Origin of the sequence: Bordetella genomosp. 7, from assembly GCF_002261415.1 — a bacterium.
GTDB lineage: Bacteria > Pseudomonadota > Gammaproteobacteria > Burkholderiales > Burkholderiaceae_B > Bordetella_A.
The window spans coordinates 160,755-177,455 of record NZ_NEVI01000005.1; the positions used below are offsets into that span (position 1 = coordinate 160,755).

14 protein-coding genes and 1 tRNA gene are annotated in these 16,701 nt (G+C 65.0%); 8 read left to right on the plus strand and 7 right to left on the minus strand.

Going from position 1 to position 16,701, the window contains the following annotated elements:
• Positions 1–7: 7 nt before the first annotated feature.
• Together CAL18_RS03530 and CAL18_RS03535 are read right to left on the minus strand one after the other, a co-directional pair.
• The gene (locus tag CAL18_RS03530; protein ID WP_026638421.1) at positions 8–1,567 is read right to left on the minus strand and encodes an ABC transporter substrate-binding protein; all 1,560 of its coding nucleotides are present in this window, start codon (positions 1,565–1,567) and stop codon (positions 8–10) included.
• Between the two features lie 38 nt (positions 1,568–1,605).
• Positions 1,606–2,889 (minus strand): amino acid deaminase, encoded by a 1,284-nt coding sequence (locus CAL18_RS03535; RefSeq protein ID WP_051423630.1) that lies wholly within the window; start codon positions 2,887–2,889, stop codon positions 1,606–1,608.
• 214 nt (positions 2,890–3,103) lie between these two features.
• Here CAL18_RS03535 and CAL18_RS03540 point away from each other — a divergent pair, with 214 nt between their 5' ends.
• The 3 genes from CAL18_RS03540 (at position 3,104) to CAL18_RS03550 (ending at position 6,320) form a co-directional block, all read left to right on the plus strand.
• Entirely contained in the window at positions 3,104–4,444 is a 1,341-nt protein-coding gene (locus tag CAL18_RS03540) for a replication-associated recombination protein A (protein WP_026638419.1), read from the plus strand.
• 42 nt (positions 4,445–4,486) lie between these two features.
• Positions 4,487–5,833 (plus strand): serine--tRNA ligase, encoded by a 1,347-nt coding sequence (gene serS, locus CAL18_RS03545; RefSeq protein WP_026638418.1) that lies wholly within the window; start codon positions 4,487–4,489, stop codon positions 5,831–5,833.
• 238 nt (positions 5,834–6,071) lie between these two features.
• Positions 6,072–6,320, plus strand: coding sequence for a hypothetical protein (locus CAL18_RS03550; protein ID WP_026638417.1), 249 nt, complete (start codon positions 6,072–6,074; stop codon positions 6,318–6,320).
• Positions 6,321–6,513: 193 nt separating this feature from the next.
• Here the strand turns inward: CAL18_RS03550 and CAL18_RS03555 are convergent, their stop codons facing one another.
• Positions 6,514–6,825, minus strand: coding sequence for a virulence factor (locus tag CAL18_RS03555; protein ID WP_081745614.1), 312 nt, complete (start codon positions 6,823–6,825; stop codon positions 6,514–6,516).
• A gap of 341 nt (positions 6,826–7,166) precedes the next feature.
• On the opposite strand from CAL18_RS03555, the gene CAL18_RS03560 reads away from it, so the two are divergent.
• Positions 7,167–7,367 (plus strand): hypothetical protein, encoded by a 201-nt coding sequence (locus tag CAL18_RS03560; RefSeq protein ID WP_038851964.1) that lies wholly within the window; start codon positions 7,167–7,169, stop codon positions 7,365–7,367.
• A gap of 34 nt (positions 7,368–7,401) precedes the next feature.
• On the opposite strand, the gene CAL18_RS03565 is transcribed toward CAL18_RS03560, so the two are convergent.
• Positions 7,402–8,109, minus strand: a complete 708-nt coding sequence (locus CAL18_RS03565) for a MarC family NAAT transporter (protein ID WP_026638416.1) — start codon at positions 8,107–8,109, stop codon at positions 7,402–7,404.
• Positions 8,110–8,251: 142 nt separating this feature from the next.
• On the opposite strand from CAL18_RS03565, the gene chrA reads away from it, so the two are divergent.
• Positions 8,252–9,457, plus strand: a complete 1,206-nt coding sequence (chrA, locus tag CAL18_RS03570; RefSeq protein WP_026638415.1) for a chromate efflux transporter — start codon at positions 8,252–8,254, stop codon at positions 9,455–9,457.
• A 43-nt stretch (positions 9,458–9,500) separates the two neighbouring features.
• On the opposite strand, the gene CAL18_RS03575 is transcribed toward chrA, so the two are convergent.
• On the minus strand, positions 9,501–10,610 hold the full coding sequence (locus CAL18_RS03575; RefSeq protein WP_170940279.1) for a DUF748 domain-containing protein: 1,110 nt from the start codon (positions 10,608–10,610) through the stop codon (positions 9,501–9,503).
• Positions 10,611–10,888: 278 nt separating this feature from the next.
• Positions 10,889–10,979 (minus strand) — tRNA-Ser (locus CAL18_RS03580).
• A gap of 291 nt (positions 10,980–11,270) precedes the next feature.
• Between CAL18_RS03580 and CAL18_RS03585 the strand changes: the two genes are divergently transcribed.
• The 3 genes from CAL18_RS03585 to CAL18_RS03595 are packed head-to-tail and all read left to right on the plus strand — an operon-like array spanning position 11,271 to position 14,100.
• On the plus strand, positions 11,271–12,053 hold the full coding sequence (locus CAL18_RS03585; protein WP_094796077.1) for a 3-hydroxybutyrate dehydrogenase: 783 nt from the start codon (positions 11,271–11,273) through the stop codon (positions 12,051–12,053).
• Between the two features lie 49 nt (positions 12,054–12,102).
• Complete coding sequence (gene yaaA / locus CAL18_RS03590) at positions 12,103–12,873, plus strand: peroxide stress protein YaaA (RefSeq protein WP_026638412.1); 771 nt, start codon at positions 12,103–12,105, stop codon at positions 12,871–12,873.
• A gap of 9 nt (positions 12,874–12,882) precedes the next feature.
• A complete protein-coding gene (locus tag CAL18_RS03595) occupies positions 12,883–14,100 on the plus strand; it encodes an MFS transporter (RefSeq protein ID WP_026638411.1) in 1,218 nt (405 codons plus the stop codon).
• 18 nt (positions 14,101–14,118) lie between these two features.
• Here CAL18_RS03595 and CAL18_RS03600 read toward each other — a convergent pair whose 3' ends face one another.
• Complete coding sequence (locus tag CAL18_RS03600; protein ID WP_026638410.1) at positions 14,119–16,338, minus strand: FUSC family protein; 2,220 nt, start codon at positions 16,336–16,338, stop codon at positions 14,119–14,121.
• Positions 16,339–16,701 lie beyond the last annotated feature (363 nt).

Genomic DNA, 16,701 nt, shown 5'->3' on the forward strand with positions numbered 1-16,701 from the left:
GCGTGCATTATTTGGCTGCCTTCCAGGCGTTCCAGAAGTACGGCCACGGCGCCGGCTGCACGCCCTGCAGCGAGGGCGATTTCGCGGCCAGCGAATTGAAGTCGCCCACTTTGATGAACGGCACTTCGTCAAACACCGCCTGCTGCACGTCGGCCCACAGCCTGATCCGTTCTTCCTGCGTGCGCGCCTGGTTGAAGGCATCGAGCACCTGGGCGCGGCGCGGCGTGTCCCACCAGCCGGGCGCGTCCTTGGACGGGAAATCGATCAGCGCCGGCTCGGGCAGGAACGGGCTGTGGGTGATGAAGATGTCCCACAAGGCGGGATCCTGGCGGCGTTGCGTCAGCGTGGCCCAGTCAACGACTTGCATGTCGACCTTGAAGCCGGCTGCCTTGAGGTACTCCGCCGCCACCAGCGCCATTTTGTAATGGAACTCGTATTGCTGGCTGGTCAGGATGCGGATGGTACGGTCCTGCACATTTGCCTCGTCCAGCAGCTTCTTCGCGCCTGCCGCATCGCCCTGGTTGTAGACCTTGCCGCCCAGGCTCGTGGCCCAGGGAAAGCCCTGCGGATACAGGTCGCCGTTCAGGCTGTAGAAGTCTTTGTTGCCAAAGGCCGCGTACAGCATGTCTTCTTCGTTCAGGGCGCGTTGCACGGCCTGGCGCGCGGGCAGGCTCGACATGATGCCCTGGCGGGTATTCAACACCAGGCGCGGCCAGCCGAAGGGCTTGAGCAATACCGGATCCGAGCGGCCGTTCTTCAACTTGCCGATCGACTCCACGGACAGGGCATCCACATAGTCGTATTGCCCCGCCGCGGCGCCTTCTACGCGTGTATTGGCATTGCTGACGGGGGCGAAACGGATCTCGTCCAGATATTGCTTGCGCGCGCCGCCGTAGCCATCGGGCTCTCCGTCCAGGGGTTGATAGCCATCGTAGCGGGCGAGCTGGATGTACTGGTCGGGCACGCGGGCCTTGAGCTGGTAGGGCCCCGTGCCGATGAACTCTTTAAGGGGCGTGGCCAGCTTTTCCTGCGGCATGACGACTGCCGCGCTGTTGTTCATGGCCAGCAGGGCGGTCAGCGGCGCGTAGGGTTCTTTCAGCACGATGCGCACCGTGTGGGCGTCGGTTGCTTCGATGGCGCTGATGAGCTTGGCGGCCTGCTTGCCGCGCGATGCCGTTTCCGTCCAGCGCTTGAGCGACGCCACGACGTCGGCCGAATCCATGGCCGAGCCGTCATGAAAGTTGATGCCCTGGCGAAGCGCGATGGTGTAGGTCAGGCCGTCGTCGCTGATCTGCGGCAGCTTGGCCGCAAGCAGCGGCGTGGGGCTCCACTTTGCATCGAAGGTATATAGCGTTTCGAAGATGTGCTGCGTCAGTATCCCGACCAGGTCGGCCGTGCTGGCCATAGGGTCCAGCGTGGGCGGCTCGCCGATCGTCGCTACCGTGATGGTGCCGCCCTTGGTTGGCGTGGCGGCCGTCGCCGGCAGCGTCAGCGTGGCCAGGCCGATGACGCCGGCCGCAAGCACACCGCTCAAGCCGGCGCGTTGCCGGAAGGTACAGAGTTTCATGGGTCTGTCTCCAGTGGGGTCAACAACATGCGGTGGCGTCAGAAGCAGGTCGGCGCCACGCCAGTGATCTGGTACTGCTCATCGATCAGGAGTACCTGCCGCCATTTGTCGAAAGTCAGGCAGGGATGGGAAATGTCGAATGCAATCATGTCGCCGACCCGGATGTCCTCGCCGTGCGCGACTTCGAGGAACGCATGCTGGTCCATCATGGCGGTCAGCCGCCAAGTCGGCGGGACAGGCAACGGAGCCGCGCCGCCCGGGCGGTAATGCACCGCAGGCACCGGCAAGCCCGCGTCGAAGGCCGCGTCGCGCTTGCCCATGGCCACGATGGCACGTCCGGGCTCAGGCACCGACTGGACATAGGCCCAGACCTGCAGAGCGGGCAGCAGGCCGGGCGCCAGACGGCGCGCGACCGGGTTGTGCGCGGCAATGCGTTCGGCCGCCGTGCGATAAATGCCTACGTCGTGCGACAGATAACAGCCCGGCCGCAAGATGATGTCCAGCGGCATGCCGATATCCAGGCCCGAGAACTCTTCGGCAACCACGTCGAACCAGGCGGAACCCGCGCCCGACAGCATGGCAGGGCCGTCTTTGCGCAACCGGCCGTGTGCGGCCAGGGCGCTCAGCGTGCGGGTCGCGCGCTGCAGGAAGGCCCGGATCGCGTCCTCTTCTTGCAGCACGCCTTCGTAGATTTCGATGCCGCACAGCGCCAGGGCCTGCGGCCAACGTTCGATTTCAGCCAACAGCGCCTGCAGTTGCGATTCATCGCGAACACCGGTGCGGCCGCCGGGCACGCCGAGTTCTATCAGCACCGGCAGGCGCAGGCCCTGCCGGGAGAAAAAATCACCCAACTGGGCTGCGTTGGCGGCCGAGTCGAGCAGGCAAAAAAAACTGAACTCAGGGTCGCGCAGCAGCTCGGCGATCATCGCCATGTTCGCCCGCCCCACCAACTGGTTCGCCATCAGCACCGTGCGTATCCCGTGGCGATACGCCGCGCGCACCTGTGGCGCCGTGGCCAGGGTGATGCCCCACGCGCCGCCTTGGATCTGGCGCTGGAAGAGCGCGGGACTCATGGTGGTTTTGCCGTGCGGCGCCAGCTTGACCCGGTATTCCTGCATGAACTGCTGCATCCATTGCAGGTTGTGGTTCATGCGGGCTTCGTACAGCACCGCCACCGGCAGGCTGACATCTTCACGCAACAGGTTCCAACCCAGCTCGCCCACCTGGTCTGCCGGCCAGCCGCCGGGAAACGCGCCCAGCCCTTTGCCGTCGGCATCCAGCGCGAACCCGGCATTCGGAGCGATGTCGGCAGTGTTTTCCATGACCCGGTCTCTGTGAAAAAAATTACCGTCAAATCGACGATGCACGATTATTATGAAAATAATTTACAAAGGCAGTTGGGGCTAACCCGTAGGGCGAGGTAGGGAAGAGGGGGGCGGAAGTCGGCGCGCCAACATGGTGTAATGGGTGCTTTGTTGCACCGCGCAGGCCGAGCGGGTCGCGTCACCACCGCATGGCCGGTTGTATATCCACCGCATGAGTCCAGATCTCTTCGCTGCCGATCCCGCGCACCGGCCCTATGTTCCGCTGGCCGAGCGCTTGCGCCCCCGCACCCTGGCCGATGTTGTGGGCCAGTCACACCTGTTGGGCCCCGACAAGCCGCTGCGCGTGGCGTTCGAGTCGGGGCGGCCGCACTCCATGATCTTCTGGGGCCCCCCTGGCGTGGGCAAGACCACCCTGGCAAGGCTGATGGCCGATGGGTTCGACGCGCAGTTCATCGCCATTTCTGCTGTGCTTGGCGGTGTCAAAGACATACGTGATGCCGTGGCCACCGCCCAGGTGGCGCAAGGCCAGGGCCGCCGCACCATCCTGTTTGTCGACGAGGTGCACCGCTTCAACAAGTCACAGCAGGACGCATTTCTTCCTTATGTCGAAAGCGGCTTGTTCACCTTCATTGGCGCCACCACCGAAAACCCCTCGTTCGAGGTCAACTCGGCGCTGCTGTCGCGGGCGCGCGTCTATGTATTGCAGTCGCTCAGCGCCGACGAACTGCAGCAACTGGTGGATCGCGCGGTACATGCCCTGAACGAAGGACGCGACGACGCTGCGCCCGTCAGTTTCACCGACGATGCCCGCGAGCAACTGGCGGCATGGGCCGACGGCGATGCCCGCCGGCTGATCAGCGCTGTCGAAGTGGTGGCCGAATCCGCGCAGGCCGCCGGCCGCGACGTCGTCGACGCCGGCTGGCTCGAGACCTCGCTGTCGCAGAACCTGCGCCGCTTCGACAAAGGCGGCGATGCGTTCTATGACCAGATCAGCGCCCTGCACAAGGCGGTGCGCGGGTCCGACCCGGACGCGGCGCTGTATTGGTTCGCGCGCATGCTCGATGGCGGCGCCGACCCCAAGTACATGGCGCGCCGCCTGGTGCGCATGGCGATCGAAGACATCGGCCTGGCCGACCCGCGCGCCACTGAACTGGCCATTCATGGCGCCGACATCTACGAGCGCCTGGGGTCGCCCGAAGGCGAGCTGGCGCTGGCACAGGCTGTGGTTTACATGGCGTGCGCCGCCAAGTCCAATGCTGTATATAACGCCTACAATTCAGCCCGCAAGTTTGCCGCTGAACACGGCAGCGCGCCCGTGCCCCTGCATTTGCGCAACGCGCCCACCAAGTTGATGAAACAATTGGGCCATGGCCGCGCGTATCGATACGCCCACGACGAGCCGCATGGCTACGCAGCCGCCGAGCAGTATTTTCCCGATGGCATCAAGGCCACGTTCTATCGGCCTACCGATCGCGGACTGGAGGCTAAAATCCAGCAAAAGCTGGCGTTCCTGCGCGAACTCGATGCCCAGGAACGGGCGCGGAAACGATAGCCGCGCGCCCGCCGCCTCTACTCACACTTGAACACTTCGTCCATGTTAGATCCCACCCTGCTGCGCAAAGACCTGCAAACCGTCGTCAGCCGCCTTAAAGCCCGCGGCGTCGACTTCGATACGGAACAGTTCAACGAACTCGAATCGCGCCGCAAGGCCGTGCAAACCGAGACCGAATCCTTGCAGGCGCGCCGCAATGCGCTGGCCAAGCAGATCGGCCAGCTCAAGGCGCAAGGCCAGGATGCATCCGCCGTCATGGCCGAATCCCAGGCCATACCCGCGCGCCTGAAGCAGCTCGAGGAAGATCTCGCATCGGTGCAGCAGTCGCTCAACGAAATGCTGATGGCCGTGCCCAATCTGCCGCATGCCAGCGTGCCGATCGGCGCGTCGGCCGACGACAACGTCGAAGTGCGCCGTTGGCTGCCCGGCCAGCCGGGTGCCGACGGCAACCCGCCGCCGCTGCCGTTCGACCCCAAAGACCATGTCGCGCTGGGCGAGCCCCTGGGGCTTGATTTCGACACCGCTGCAAAGCTGTCGGGGGCGCGCTTTTCGTTCATGCGCGGCCCGGTCGCGCGCCTGCACCGCGCCCTGGCGCAGTTCATGCTGGACGTACAGACCGGCCAGCATGGCTATACCGAGTGCTACACGCCCTACATCGTCAACAGTTCCACGCTGTTCGGCACCGGGCAGCTGCCCAAGTTCAAGGACGACATGTTCTTCGTCACCAAGGGCGGCGACGACGACGCGCCCAAAGTCGACGAACGGGGCAACGTGCTGGCCCGCGAAGACCAATACCTGATCTCTACTTCGGAAATCACGCTGACCAGCGTGGCCCGCGACAGCATCATCGCGCAGGGCGACCTGCCGCTGCGCCTGACCGCCCATACGCCTTGCTTCCGTTCCGAGGCCGGCAGCGGCGGCCGCGACACGCGCGGCATGATACGGCAGCATCAGTTCGACAAGGTCGAAATGGTGCAGATCACCCATCCCGATGCGTCGTACGACACGCTCGAAGAGATGGTGGGCCATGCCGAGCACGTGCTGCAATTGCTCGAACTGCCTTACCGGGTCGTGCTGCTGTGCACGGGCGACATGGGTTTCGGCTCGGCCAAGACCTACGACCTCGAGGTCTGGCTGCCGGCACAGAACACCTGGCGCGAGATTTCGTCGGTATCCAACTGCGAAACCTTCCAGGCACGCCGCATGCAGGCGCGCTTCCGGGGGGCGCAAGGCAAGCCCGATTACGTGCATACGCTCAACGGGTCGGGCCTGGCGGTGGGCCGCGCACTGGTGGCCGTGCTCGAAAACCACCAGCAGGCCGATGGCAGTGTCCTGGTGCCCAAGGTGCTGCAGCCCTATATGGGGGGGCTTACCGTGCTGCAACCCTGACGCTCCGGCAGCCCGCCTTCCAACGGAGCCGCATGGCTCCGTTTTTTTTGGGGGACTGATGGTGGATTGCTGGCGCGCGCCGTTGTAATGTTGCGGTCTTGTTAATAAATTATGCTGGCGTCAATCCTTGGTCTTTGATGTCAGCAAATGTACGTGACTAAAAAAGGGCCGCATCTTTAGGGCACAATATGCGCCGATGCGTGTACCGGATGTTCGTCAATGATGGGGAGTGATTGACATGAGTTCAAGGATGATCGGTGATTTTCGTGTCCGATGTGATGTCGTGGAAGACGGCTCGCAGGGCTACCAGGTGCTAATCTGGACGCGCCGCGTTGGCGGCAACGCCCCCGAAAAGAGTTGGACGATACCCGGCCAGCAGCCGTTCGCAACCCGTTCCGAAGCCGAGCAGCATTGCCTGCAGGTGTTCGAGGGCATTAATGGAGTGCGTTTCAATGGTGAACCTGAATTTGCTCACACGTCCGCATAACGGTTGGTGGCGGGCGCCCAGCAGTCCGCGGCGCAGGCCCGATTCCGTGCCGGCCGCCGCTCGGCCGGAAAAACCCGGCGTGTGCCGGTAAACCGGCTTGCGCCACCCGCCGCATCCGGCGAAACGGCGCGGTGGGATGCAAGAAGGGCGGCATAAAGCCGCCCTTTTTCATTGATATCGATACGGCGCCCGGTCAGCGCTTGTGGTGGTGATGATGATGGCCCTTGTGGCTGTGCTTCCAGTGTTTCTTGTGCTTGTGGTGGCCCTTGTGTCCGCCGTAGTAAACCGGCACAGGGTGCACGTACCGGGGGCGATACACCGGAACGGGGTGGTAGTGCACAGGGGGCGGGGGCGCCACATATACCGGCTGTGGAGCCACATACACCGGTGCGCCGTACACAACACCCGGAATACCGATCGACACACCGATGTCTACACGGGCCATCGCCGCGCTTGCCATCAGCAGCCCAGCGGCGCCGACTCCCGCTATAAACCACTTCTTCATGGGTACCTGCCCTTGCTGCGCAAGCAGCCGAGTTGAATGACGGTCTCATTGTCGGCCATAGTCTTGCAACATTCATGAACAGGACGGCTGCAATGGCGACAAACCGCAACACCCGCCCGCGCGGCGCATCCGCCCATTGCTGTGTTGCAGCATTCATGCGGCCCAGAGGGCAATGCCAGGCTTGAAATCAGCTGAAATTAGCGCCCGCCGTCGGCGGCGGGCCCGCCAGGTTACATCTGCTCACCAAGGGGCGTGCCAGGCTTGCTGCAAGAACCAGGTTCGGTGTTGCGGGGCCGCCGCATCCGGGACTTCATGAGGGACTTTGTCGATATACTGCCTTCATGCAAAACGAAATCCATGATCTCAAGCCGGGCTATTACTGGTACACCATGGCGAACGACCCGCTGGCCGTCATACATATCCATGACGACGGAGGCGCGAGCCTGATGGGCACCGATTTCCGCCTGGACGCCCAGGGTGTGGCGCAGATGATTCAACAAGGCGAGCGCTTCTTCTGGATCGAGCCGCCGGCCGTGCCGTAAGCTGCGCGGTCGTCAGCCGCGTCGCCGCGGCTTTTCAACCCAGGGGTGTTCTGCCCACCAGTTCGAAAATGCCATCGATGACGAACTGCACGCCCAGGCAAACCAGCAAGAACCCCATCACGCGCGCCACGGCATCGATGCCGGATTCACCCAGCACATGCACCACGCGTTCGGCGCTGCGCAGGCAAATCCAGAACAACAGCGCCAACAATATCGCCACAGTGATCGCGGCCAGGTGGTGCAGAAACAGCATGCCGTCGCCATGGCTGCGCAGCGTCGAGGTGCCGCTGATGATCAGTGCGATCGTGCCCGGGCCTGCGGTGCCGGGCATTGCAAGCGGAATAAAGGCGATATCGCGCGGCTTGGGGCGTATGGGGCCGCGCGGCGTCTGTACTTGCAGATCGGGTTCGCTGGGCGCCATGTCCAGCTGCACGGCGGTTTCGCTCGGAGTCGTAGCGGGAAACAGCATGCCAAAGCCCAGGTAGGCCACGATAAGCCCGCCGGCGATGCGCAGGCCGGGTATCGAAATGCCCAGCCCGGACATGATGGCGTTGCCGGCGTAGAAGCACACCAGCAGGATGGCGGCCACGTAGAGGGTGGCGCGGTCGATCTGACGATTGCGTTCTTCGGTGGTGTAGCCCTGGCTCAGCGCCAGCAGCAAAGTGGCGCTGGCCAGCGGGTTGGCCACGGGCAGCAGGGCCACCAGGCCCAGCCCGACGTACTTGAGATATTCGAGTAACAAGCGGACTCCTGGCGTAAAGACGGCGGCCGATGCGGCCGGGCGGGGCGCATGCGGTCATCGTATCACCTGGTGTGCCCGCCGACATGCGGCGGTCATGTCAGTTCGGTTAGCATGGCGGCGTTCCGGCCAATCCACGATATCTATGTCCGCCACCGCAATGCGCGACTCCGCCTGGGCGGTGTTCCTGGTTTTTCTGCGCCTGGGCCTTACGTCATTCGGCGGGCCGGTGGCCCACCTGGGTTATTTCCATGCCGAATTCGTGGCGCGCCGGCGCTGGCTGGGCGAAAGCGCCTATGCGGACCTCGTGGCGCTATGCCAGTTCCTGCCCGGGCCGGCCAGCAGCCAGGTAGGCATGGCCCTGGGCCTGTCACGCGCCGGATACCGCGGCGCGCTGGCCGCCTGGGCCGGATTCACCTTGCCTTCAGCCGTACTGCTGGTGTTGTTTGCCCTGGGAATCTCGCATTTGGGGCAGGCCCTGCCGCCGGGCCTGCTGCACGGGCTGAAAGTGGCCGCAGTCGCCGTCGTGGCGCAGGCCGTATGGAACATGGCCCGCTCGCTCTGCACCACGGGGCGCACCATCGGCATCATGGTCGCGGCAACCTGGGCGGCCACGCTGCTGCCGTACGCCTGGGTCCAGGTGGCCATATTGGCGGTCGCGGGCCTGGTCGGCCGCCTGTGGCTGGCCCCGTCCGGCCCGCCGGGTACACAGGCACTGCCTGTCCCCATCGGGCGTCGCACCGGCGCCGGGTGGCTGCTTGTATTCGCTGTCTTGCTCGTCGGCCTGCCGATGGCGGCAGCATTGCATCCGGACCATGTGCTGGCGCTTGCCGATGCCTTCTATCGCGCAGGATCGCTGGTATTCGGCGGCGGGCACGTCGTGCTGCCATTGCTGCAGGCGGAAGTTGTGCCGCCCGGCTGGGTGGATAACGACGTGTTCCTGGCCGGCTACGGCGCCGCCCAGGCCGTGCCGGGGCCGCTATTCACGTTCGCCGCGTTTATCGGCGCTTCGCTGCCGGGCCAGCCGTCGGGCTGGGCGGGCGCCGCGCTGTGCCTGGCGGCTATTTTTCTTCCGTCGTTCCTGCTGGTGGCCGGAGCCCTGCCGTACTGGGAACGCCTGCGGCATGGCGCCGGCGTGCGCGCCGCGCTGGCGGGAATCAATGCGGCGGTGGTGGGCCTGCTGGCGGCAGCGCTGTACCACCCCGTATGGACCAGCGCGATACTGCGGCCGACGGATTATGTCCTGGCCCTGCTGGCCTTGATGGCATTGGCGGCATGGCGGTTGCCGGCGTGGTTGGTAGTTGCCGGATGCGCCGTGCTGGGTGCGCTTTCGGCCGCCTGGCTTCCCTAGGCGCTCGCCGGCGTTGGGTCGGCGCCGCTGGCCCGAACCTCGGCTACTTCTGCTCCACCAGGTTCGACAGGGCGTTGCCAAGTTCCTGCACCGCGCCCCCCACACCTTCGGCGACACCCTTGGCGCTGACGCCGATGGCCTTGGCCAGCCCGCCCATCAGGCGCATCGAGATGTTGTCATCCAGCGAAAACTTCGGATCGTCCAGATTGCCCGTCAGCGTAAAGTCGAACGCGACCTCGCCATTGCGGTCCTCCAGTGCGGCGAGCACCGCCTTGCGCGGCAGCGACGCCAGCGTATCGCCCTTGCCGCCGAATTCCAGGCCGTGCAGTTCAAGATGGCCGGCGGCATTCAATTGGCGCTTCTGGATGCGCGTGCGCATGTCCAGATCAACCGTGCCGCCTGTCATCGTGGCGCCCGAGCCCTTGTACAAGTAGGGTGCCAACGCCGGCACGGCCACGCCGGCCAGGCGGTTGCGCACGTCGGCATCCCGGCTGGCCGCGGCCAGCCAGCCATCGACCTCCACCGTGCCGGTATGCGTCCTGGCCGGCACGCGGCCGGTTACCTGCAACAACGTGCGCTCATCGCGCTTGGGAAAATACAGCGGGCCGATCTGCGCCTGCATCTGGTTCAATGACACCTTGTGGGCAGGCTTTGACACAATGGCGTCGTAATAATCCACTTCGCCATTGCGCAATGTGGCTTTGCCGATTTCGGTTTGCCATTGCTCGGATGGGTCCTTGCCTTCGGCCGCGCTTTCCTGGCGTTTTTCGCGGGCGCGCGCGGTCAGGGTGGGCAATATTTCCAGTCCGTCCCGCGAGCGGCGCACCGACATGTAATAGTCTTCGACCACCAGCGTATCCAGTACCAGGCGCCGCGACACCAGGCTGCGCCAGTCCGGCGTACACACGATGCGGCGGGCGCGCAGCGTCTGCTCGGCGGGCCAGCCTTCCGGCGCGCCCAGCACCACATCGTGCAATACCACCTCTTTCAGCCCGACGTCGATGTCGGCCGCCCGCCCGGTAGTTCCCATGAAATCCAGGATGCGCGCCTCGACCACGCGCGCTGCCAGGTGCATGGCCAACGCGCCCGCCGCCAGCAGCGTCAGCAGGCAAGCCATAGCAATCAGCAGGATTTTCTTGTGTCTGGGGCTCATGGTCATCCCGCGGCGCGCACGCCATCGCGAAGGGCGCGCGCGCCGATCGTTGCCTGCAATTATTACGGAATACAGTGCGACAACAGCGCGTCAGCAATTTTCAGGCCTTGCCGCAGCTGCCTGGCAGCCGATGCGAAGCCGCCAAGCGTGTCCGCGTCTCCAGGCAGATGCTCTTGGTCAGGCGCCCATCGTGTATCCGCCCAAACAACAAAAACCCGCAAGGCCTTGGGGGCTGATGCGGGTCTTCTGGGTACGCTGGACGCCTTGGGACATCCAACTGGCGGAGAGGGTGGGATTCGAACCCACGGTACGGGGTTACCGTACGCCTGATTTCGAGTCAGGTACATTCGACCACTCTGCCACCTCTCCGGTGTCCGATTTCCGTGCCGGGCAAGCCCGGTGGGACGCCGCCTGCGGCGCTGGGCGCCGTGGTCGTCTGGCAGACGTCCGGACCTTCGCTTCCGAAAAAACGAAGACCGCAACTATATCAGAAAATTTCCGATTGATGTTCGGCAAGGAGCGGCCGCCTTGTCGGCGGTGGGGGTGTCTGCCAAGCCCGCGCCGGGGGTGGGGCCTCGCGGGTGGATGCGGATCGCGCGCGGCTAAACTTGAGCCCGGCCTTCCCACCCGGGCGCGGCCCGATCCAGACAGGAGAATTGCATGCTCAAAGGAAAAGTCGCACTGGTCACCGGTTCCACCAGCGGTATCGGGCTGGGGATCGCCGCCGCATTCGCCCAGCAGGGCGCCAATGTCGTCCTGAACGGTTTTGGCGATGCCGCCCAGATCGAAAAGCTGCGCGCCGACCTTGCCAGCCGGCATGGTGTGCAAGTGTTGTACGACGGCGCCGACCTGTCGCGCGGCGACGCGGTGCGGCAGCTGGTCGAGAACGCCGTGCAATCGCTGGGGCGCATCGATATCCTGGTCAACAATGCCGGCATCCAGCACACTGCGCCGATCGAAGAATTTCCAGCCGAGAAGTGGGACGCCATTCTGGCGCTCAATCTGTCGGCCGTGTTCCACGGCACCGCCGCCGCCTTGCCCCACATGAAGAAGCAGGGCTGGGGGCGCATCATCAATATCGCGTCGGCGCACGGTCTGGTCGGTTCCGCGAACAAGTCGGCCTATGTTGCCGCCAAGCACGGCGTGGTGGGGCTGACCAAGGTCACCGCGCTGGAAACCGCAGGCACGGGTATTACCGCCAACGCAATTTGCCCGGGATGGGTGCGCACCGCCCTGGTCGAAAAACAGATCACCGCGCTGGCCGAACAACACCACATCGACCAGGACGCGGCCGCCCGCGAGCTGCTCGGCGAAAAACAGCCGTCGCTGCAATTCGTCACGCCCGAACAACTGGGCGGCACGGCCGTATACCTGGCGTCGGACGCCGCCGCGCAAGTAACCGGAACGACCATCTCGGTGGACGGCGGCTGGACGGCACGCTGATCGGCGCGTTGCGCAACAGACACAAGACTAACCAAGGAACCCCCCGAATATGTTGTTCTTGCTTTCCCCTGCCAAGAAACTGGATTACGACACCCCTGTTCATATCGAGCAGCACACCCAGCCTCTGTTTGTTGACCAGGCCGCGGCCCTGATCAAGGTGCTGAAGGCCTTGTCGGCGGACGAAGTGGCCGGATTGATGAGCCTGAGCCCGGCGCTGGCTGAGCTGAACGTGGCGCGTTACGCCGCCTGGTCGCGCAAGTTCACGCAGCACAACGCCCGGCAGGCCGTGCTGGCCTTCAACGGCGACGTCTACGAAGGCCTGCAGGCCGCCACGCTGTCTCAGGCCCGGCTCGAATGGGCGCAGGAACACGTGGCCATTCTCAGCGGCCTGTATGGCGTGCTGCGCCCGCTGGACCTGATGCAGCCGTATCGCCTGGAAATGGGCACGCGGCTCGCCACCCCCAAAGGCAAGAACCTGTACGAATACTGGGGTAGCGCCATCGCCGATTACCTGAACGAACGCCTGGCGGGGCAGAAAACGCCTGTCGTCGTCAACCTGGCGTCCGAAGAATATTTCAAGGCCGTGGACCTGAAAGTGCTGAAGGCGCGCGTGGTGCAATGCGTGTTCCAGGACTGGAAGAACGGCGCCTGGAAGGTGATCAGCTTTCACGCCAAGCGCGCCCGTGGGCTGATGGCCCGCTACGCCATTGAACACAAGGTAGGCAAACCCGAAGGCTTGCAGAAGTTCGACAGCGAAGGCTACGCGTACGATCCGTCGGCTTCGAGCCCCGACAAGCTGGTGTTCCGGCGCAAGGTCTAGGCGCGCGCCATGTCCGCAGGGCTGCGCGTCTTTCTGGTGTTTTCGCTGGGATACCTGGTTTCGTACTTGTTCCGGGGCGTCAATATTGGGTTCGGCCCCTATCTGACGCAGGAGTTCAATCTATCGGCGGGCGACCTGGGCACGCTGACCAGCCTGTATTTCCTGGGGTTTGCGCTGATGCAGATCCCGGGCGGGCTGCTGCTCGACACTTGGGGTCCAAGGCGCGTCAACGCGCTGATGCTGTTGCTCGCGGCGCTGGGCACGTTGGTGTACGGGTACGCCGACGGCTTGCCGGGGTTGATGCTGGGGCGCCTGCTGATCGGCGCCGGCGTAGCTGTCTGCCTGGGCGCGGCCTTCCAGGCGCTGGCGCAGAACTTCCCGCTGGCGCGCCTGCCGTTGGTCAACGGGCTGGTCATGGCCGTGGGCGGACTTGGCGGGGTGCTGGTCGGCTCGCCGCTGTCATGGGTGCTGGCGCGCAGTTCCTGGCAGGCCGTCAGCGTGGCGCTGGCGTTTTTCACGGTGGCCGTGGCGGCGCTGATCTGGTGCGGCGCGCCACGCGAAAGCGCGCGTCATCGCCCCGTGCCGACGCTCGCCGAGCAGTGGCGCGGCACATGGGCATTGCTTTGCGACGCGCGCTTCTGGCGGCTGGTGTCCCTGCCGGTGATGACGGGCGGGGCCTTCTATGGCGTGCAATCCCTGTGGGCGCGCCCCTATCTGCATGATGTCAACGGCCTGGATGCCGCCTATGCGGCGGGGTTGGTGTCGTTGCTTGGCATCGCCATGATGGCGGGCAATGTCGGGCTGGGCGCTCTGGCGCGCCGCCTCGAGCGCATGGGGCTGGGGCTATACGGGTTCGGGGGCGCCTGTATGGTGCTTTTCCTGCTGACGCAGGCCCTGATCATGATGCAGGCGCCCATACCGCTGGGCGTGCTGTGGGCCAGCTACGGCGCGTTCGGCTCGGCCAACATCCTGGTCTACGCGCTGCTGGCGGGCGAGTTCCCGCGCGAACTGCTGGGCCGTGTCGCCTCGACGACCAATCTGCTGATGTTCATCACCATCTTCCTGTGCCAGGTGGGCATGGGCTGGATCGTCGATCTGTGGCCGCGTACCGCGGGCAGCTATCCGCCCGCCGCCCATCTGGCTGCCTGGGGCGTGGTGCTGGTCCTGCAGGTGGCGGCCGCGGCCTGGTATTTCTGGCCCGGGCGCGCGGGCGCCGCGGCGCGCTAGCACGCGCAAACGCGCCGCTCAGGCGGCCGTTGCCACCGGGCGGCGCTGAGGCGGGTCGGCCACCGCGGCCAGTTCCTGCCGTATCTGCGTCGAGGCCCGCAACATCTGCTTCAGCGGGTAGGCCAGCGCCGCCAGGTCGCCTTCGGTATCGAATTGCGCGGGCAGGTTCGTGGGCGCCGGCCGGCGGTCGTCCAGCATGTCCACGATATCGACCAGCGCCTTGCGCATGGGCGGCGGCGTGTCTTTCAGATTGGCCAGCAGGGGCACGGCCGCAGTGATCTGCGAAGCCATGATGTGGTTCTGGATCAGCAGATTGTTGAACTCGGGCACATTGCTCTGGTGAGAGCGCGGCTCGCTGATCATGCGATAGAAGGCTTCGGCAAAATTGCTGAAGGCGATATGAACGTTCTTGCGCGCCAGGCGCCAGGCGATGTCGGCTTCTTCGGCCGAGGGCATATCGTCGGCCGGCGTCTCGCCGCTGGCCGACGCCTGCATGGCGCGCACATACTCCAGGCCCGTGCGCAGGTATTCGCGGTTGGCGTTGGTGGCCGCGCGCGCCAGCGGCTTCATGTAGCGCGCTTCCCACCAGGGCAGCACATAGCTGCATACCAGGGCAATGGCGCAGCCCAGCGCGGTGTCGAGCGCCCGCTCGCCTATCACTTCCATGGATACCGTGCCGGTCGCCACGAAGTGGAACACCAGAACCACGAACAATGTATTGAATATGGCGCTGGCCATGTAATTCAACTGCACCAGGCTGTTGCCCATGATGCATGCCGCCAGCAGCACTACGAACAACACTTCGGGCCGGTTCGTCACGCGGAACAGCGCCAGCGCCAGCATGCAACCGATCAAGGTGCCCACCAGCCGGAATCCGTTGCGCTGGCGCGTCAGGGCGAAACCCGGCTTCATGATGATGATGATGGTCAGCAGCACCCAGTAGCTGTGCGCGGCCGTCAGCTGCGGAGCCACCCAGCCGCCTATCATCGCCATGGCGATGGCCCCGGCCAGCGCCACGCGCACCGCGTAGCGAAAGTAGGGCGAATCCAGCCGCAGGTTGCTGGTCAGCATGCCCAGGCGCAGCTCCTGGCGCGACATGAACTGCGTCAGCGATTTATTGATGCGCACGGCGCTGGTGGGTTCGGCATCCGGACGCGCTTCGGTATGGGCCGCCAGCTTGCCCACGATGCGCGCCGCGTTGCGCAGGCGGCGCAGCACCTGCACGATCAGGGCCAGCATTTCGGGATCTCGCTCGGCCATGCCCTGCGCGCGGAACTGCTCGATTTCGTATTCGATCGCGCGCAGTTCGGCCTTCGTGCTGCTGCGCGGGTTGCTGTGCTTGCCGCGCGACACATCCAGCGCAATGCGGTTGAGCTCTATCGCCATTTTGGCCAGCGCGTCGCGCATGAATATCAGGCAGTCGTGGCCGGCAAGGCCGCGCCGCAATGTGGCGTAGTCGGTGTGGGTGGCCACCAGCGTGTCCAGCAGCTGCAGCATGTCGACGAACAGGTTCCACAGCATCACCTTCTCGGCATCGCGGTAGCCGTGTCCGCGCGGCAGGCGCCGCAACACGATGTCCCTGGCAGCCTGGTGCTTCTCGGTCATCACGGACTGCGACCGGATCAGGGCCGGGTAGATGTCGTCCAGGTCGGTGGCCTCGTCATAGAATCGGCTGCGCGCGGCCATGTAGTCGGCTGTGGCGAACAGGGCCACCGACATGGCCTGGCGTTCCTCGCGCAACCAGAGCAGCCGGCTGAAACCCACGCTGAACAGAAGATAGAACAGCGCGCCGCCCAGGGTGGCGGCGGAATGCGCCAGCACCTGGTCGGGCGTCAGCGGGCTGTGCATGGTCAGCGTCATGATCAACAGCCCGGCAAAGCCGATCAGCCCGCCGCGCTTGCCGAACACCGAGAACATCGAAAACAGGAAGCACTGGGCAATGACCAGCAGCCACAGCAGCAGGGGATAGGTCGAGGCGGCCCCGGTGATCGTGACCGCGGCGGTGGCCAGCGCCGCGCCGCCCAGCATCTCGTTGGTGCGATGCTGCTGCGGCCCCCCGGGCTGGTCGATGATGGCCAGGCATTGCGCGCCGAAGGTGGCCACCAGGCCGATGCTGTATTGGCCGAACACCCCTCCCAGCACCATGACCGGCAGCAGCATGCCCACCCCTTGCCGCACCCCGCCAAAGAAGTAGTGGCTGTACAGAAAGCGGGGAATGGCGGCGATGCGCAGGTCCATGTAGCGGCCGATGAAAGGGATGACGGCCCAAGTATAGAAAGATGCGACGGTTTTGGGGGCCGGATCGGTCGCCCGGCGGGGGCGGCGTGTCGATTTGCTACCGATGCCGCAACGCGGTAAAGTCGCTTTCTTGCGCCGGTGTGTCTATCCGAAGCCGGCGATCAGGCCAACGGGCTGCCCGGGCTACATTCCGGGTGCTGCGCGCCAGTAATAACTGCCGTTTGGCCGCGCCACAAGCGTGTGTTGCCAAGGCTTCCATTTCGACCTCCAGCGTCCCCCAGGGGCGTTTGCGCTGCGTTCCCGACGAACGCGTGCCGGGTCGGCAGGGTGTCCGGGTGGCGAGGCTCCGTGAGTCTCAAAGCG

Bases quoted from the DNA above. Each gene is read 5' to 3' on its own strand.
- CAL18_RS03530 (WP_026638421.1), bottom strand. From the start codon at position 1,567: ATGAAACTCTGTACCTTCCGGCAACGCGCCGGCTTGAGCGGTGTGCTT.
- CAL18_RS03535 (WP_051423630.1), bottom strand. From the start codon at position 2,889: ATGGAAAACACTGCCGACATCGCTCCGAATGCCGGGTTCGCGCTGGAT.
- CAL18_RS03540 (WP_026638419.1), top strand. From the start codon at position 3,104: ATGAGTCCAGATCTCTTCGCTGCCGATCCCGCGCACCGGCCCTATGTT.
- serS (WP_026638418.1), top strand. From the start codon at position 4,487: ATGTTAGATCCCACCCTGCTGCGCAAAGACCTGCAAACCGTCGTCAGC.
- CAL18_RS03550 (WP_026638417.1), top strand. From the start codon at position 6,072: ATGAGTTCAAGGATGATCGGTGATTTTCGTGTCCGATGTGATGTCGTG.
- CAL18_RS03555 (WP_081745614.1), bottom strand. From the start codon at position 6,825: ATGAAGAAGTGGTTTATAGCGGGAGTCGGCGCCGCTGGGCTGCTGATG.
- CAL18_RS03560 (WP_038851964.1), top strand. From the start codon at position 7,167: ATGCAAAACGAAATCCATGATCTCAAGCCGGGCTATTACTGGTACACC.
- chrA (WP_026638415.1), top strand. From the start codon at position 8,252: ATGTCCGCCACCGCAATGCGCGACTCCGCCTGGGCGGTGTTCCTGGTT.
- CAL18_RS03575 (WP_170940279.1), bottom strand. From the start codon at position 10,610: ATGAGCCCCAGACACAAGAAAATCCTGCTGATTGCTATGGCTTGCCTG.
- CAL18_RS03585 (WP_094796077.1), top strand. From the start codon at position 11,271: ATGCTCAAAGGAAAAGTCGCACTGGTCACCGGTTCCACCAGCGGTATC.
- yaaA (WP_026638412.1), top strand. From the start codon at position 12,103: ATGTTGTTCTTGCTTTCCCCTGCCAAGAAACTGGATTACGACACCCCT.
- CAL18_RS03595 (WP_026638411.1), top strand. From the start codon at position 12,883: ATGTCCGCAGGGCTGCGCGTCTTTCTGGTGTTTTCGCTGGGATACCTG.
- CAL18_RS03600 (WP_026638410.1), bottom strand. From the start codon at position 16,338: ATGGACCTGCGCATCGCCGCCATTCCCCGCTTTCTGTACAGCCACTAC.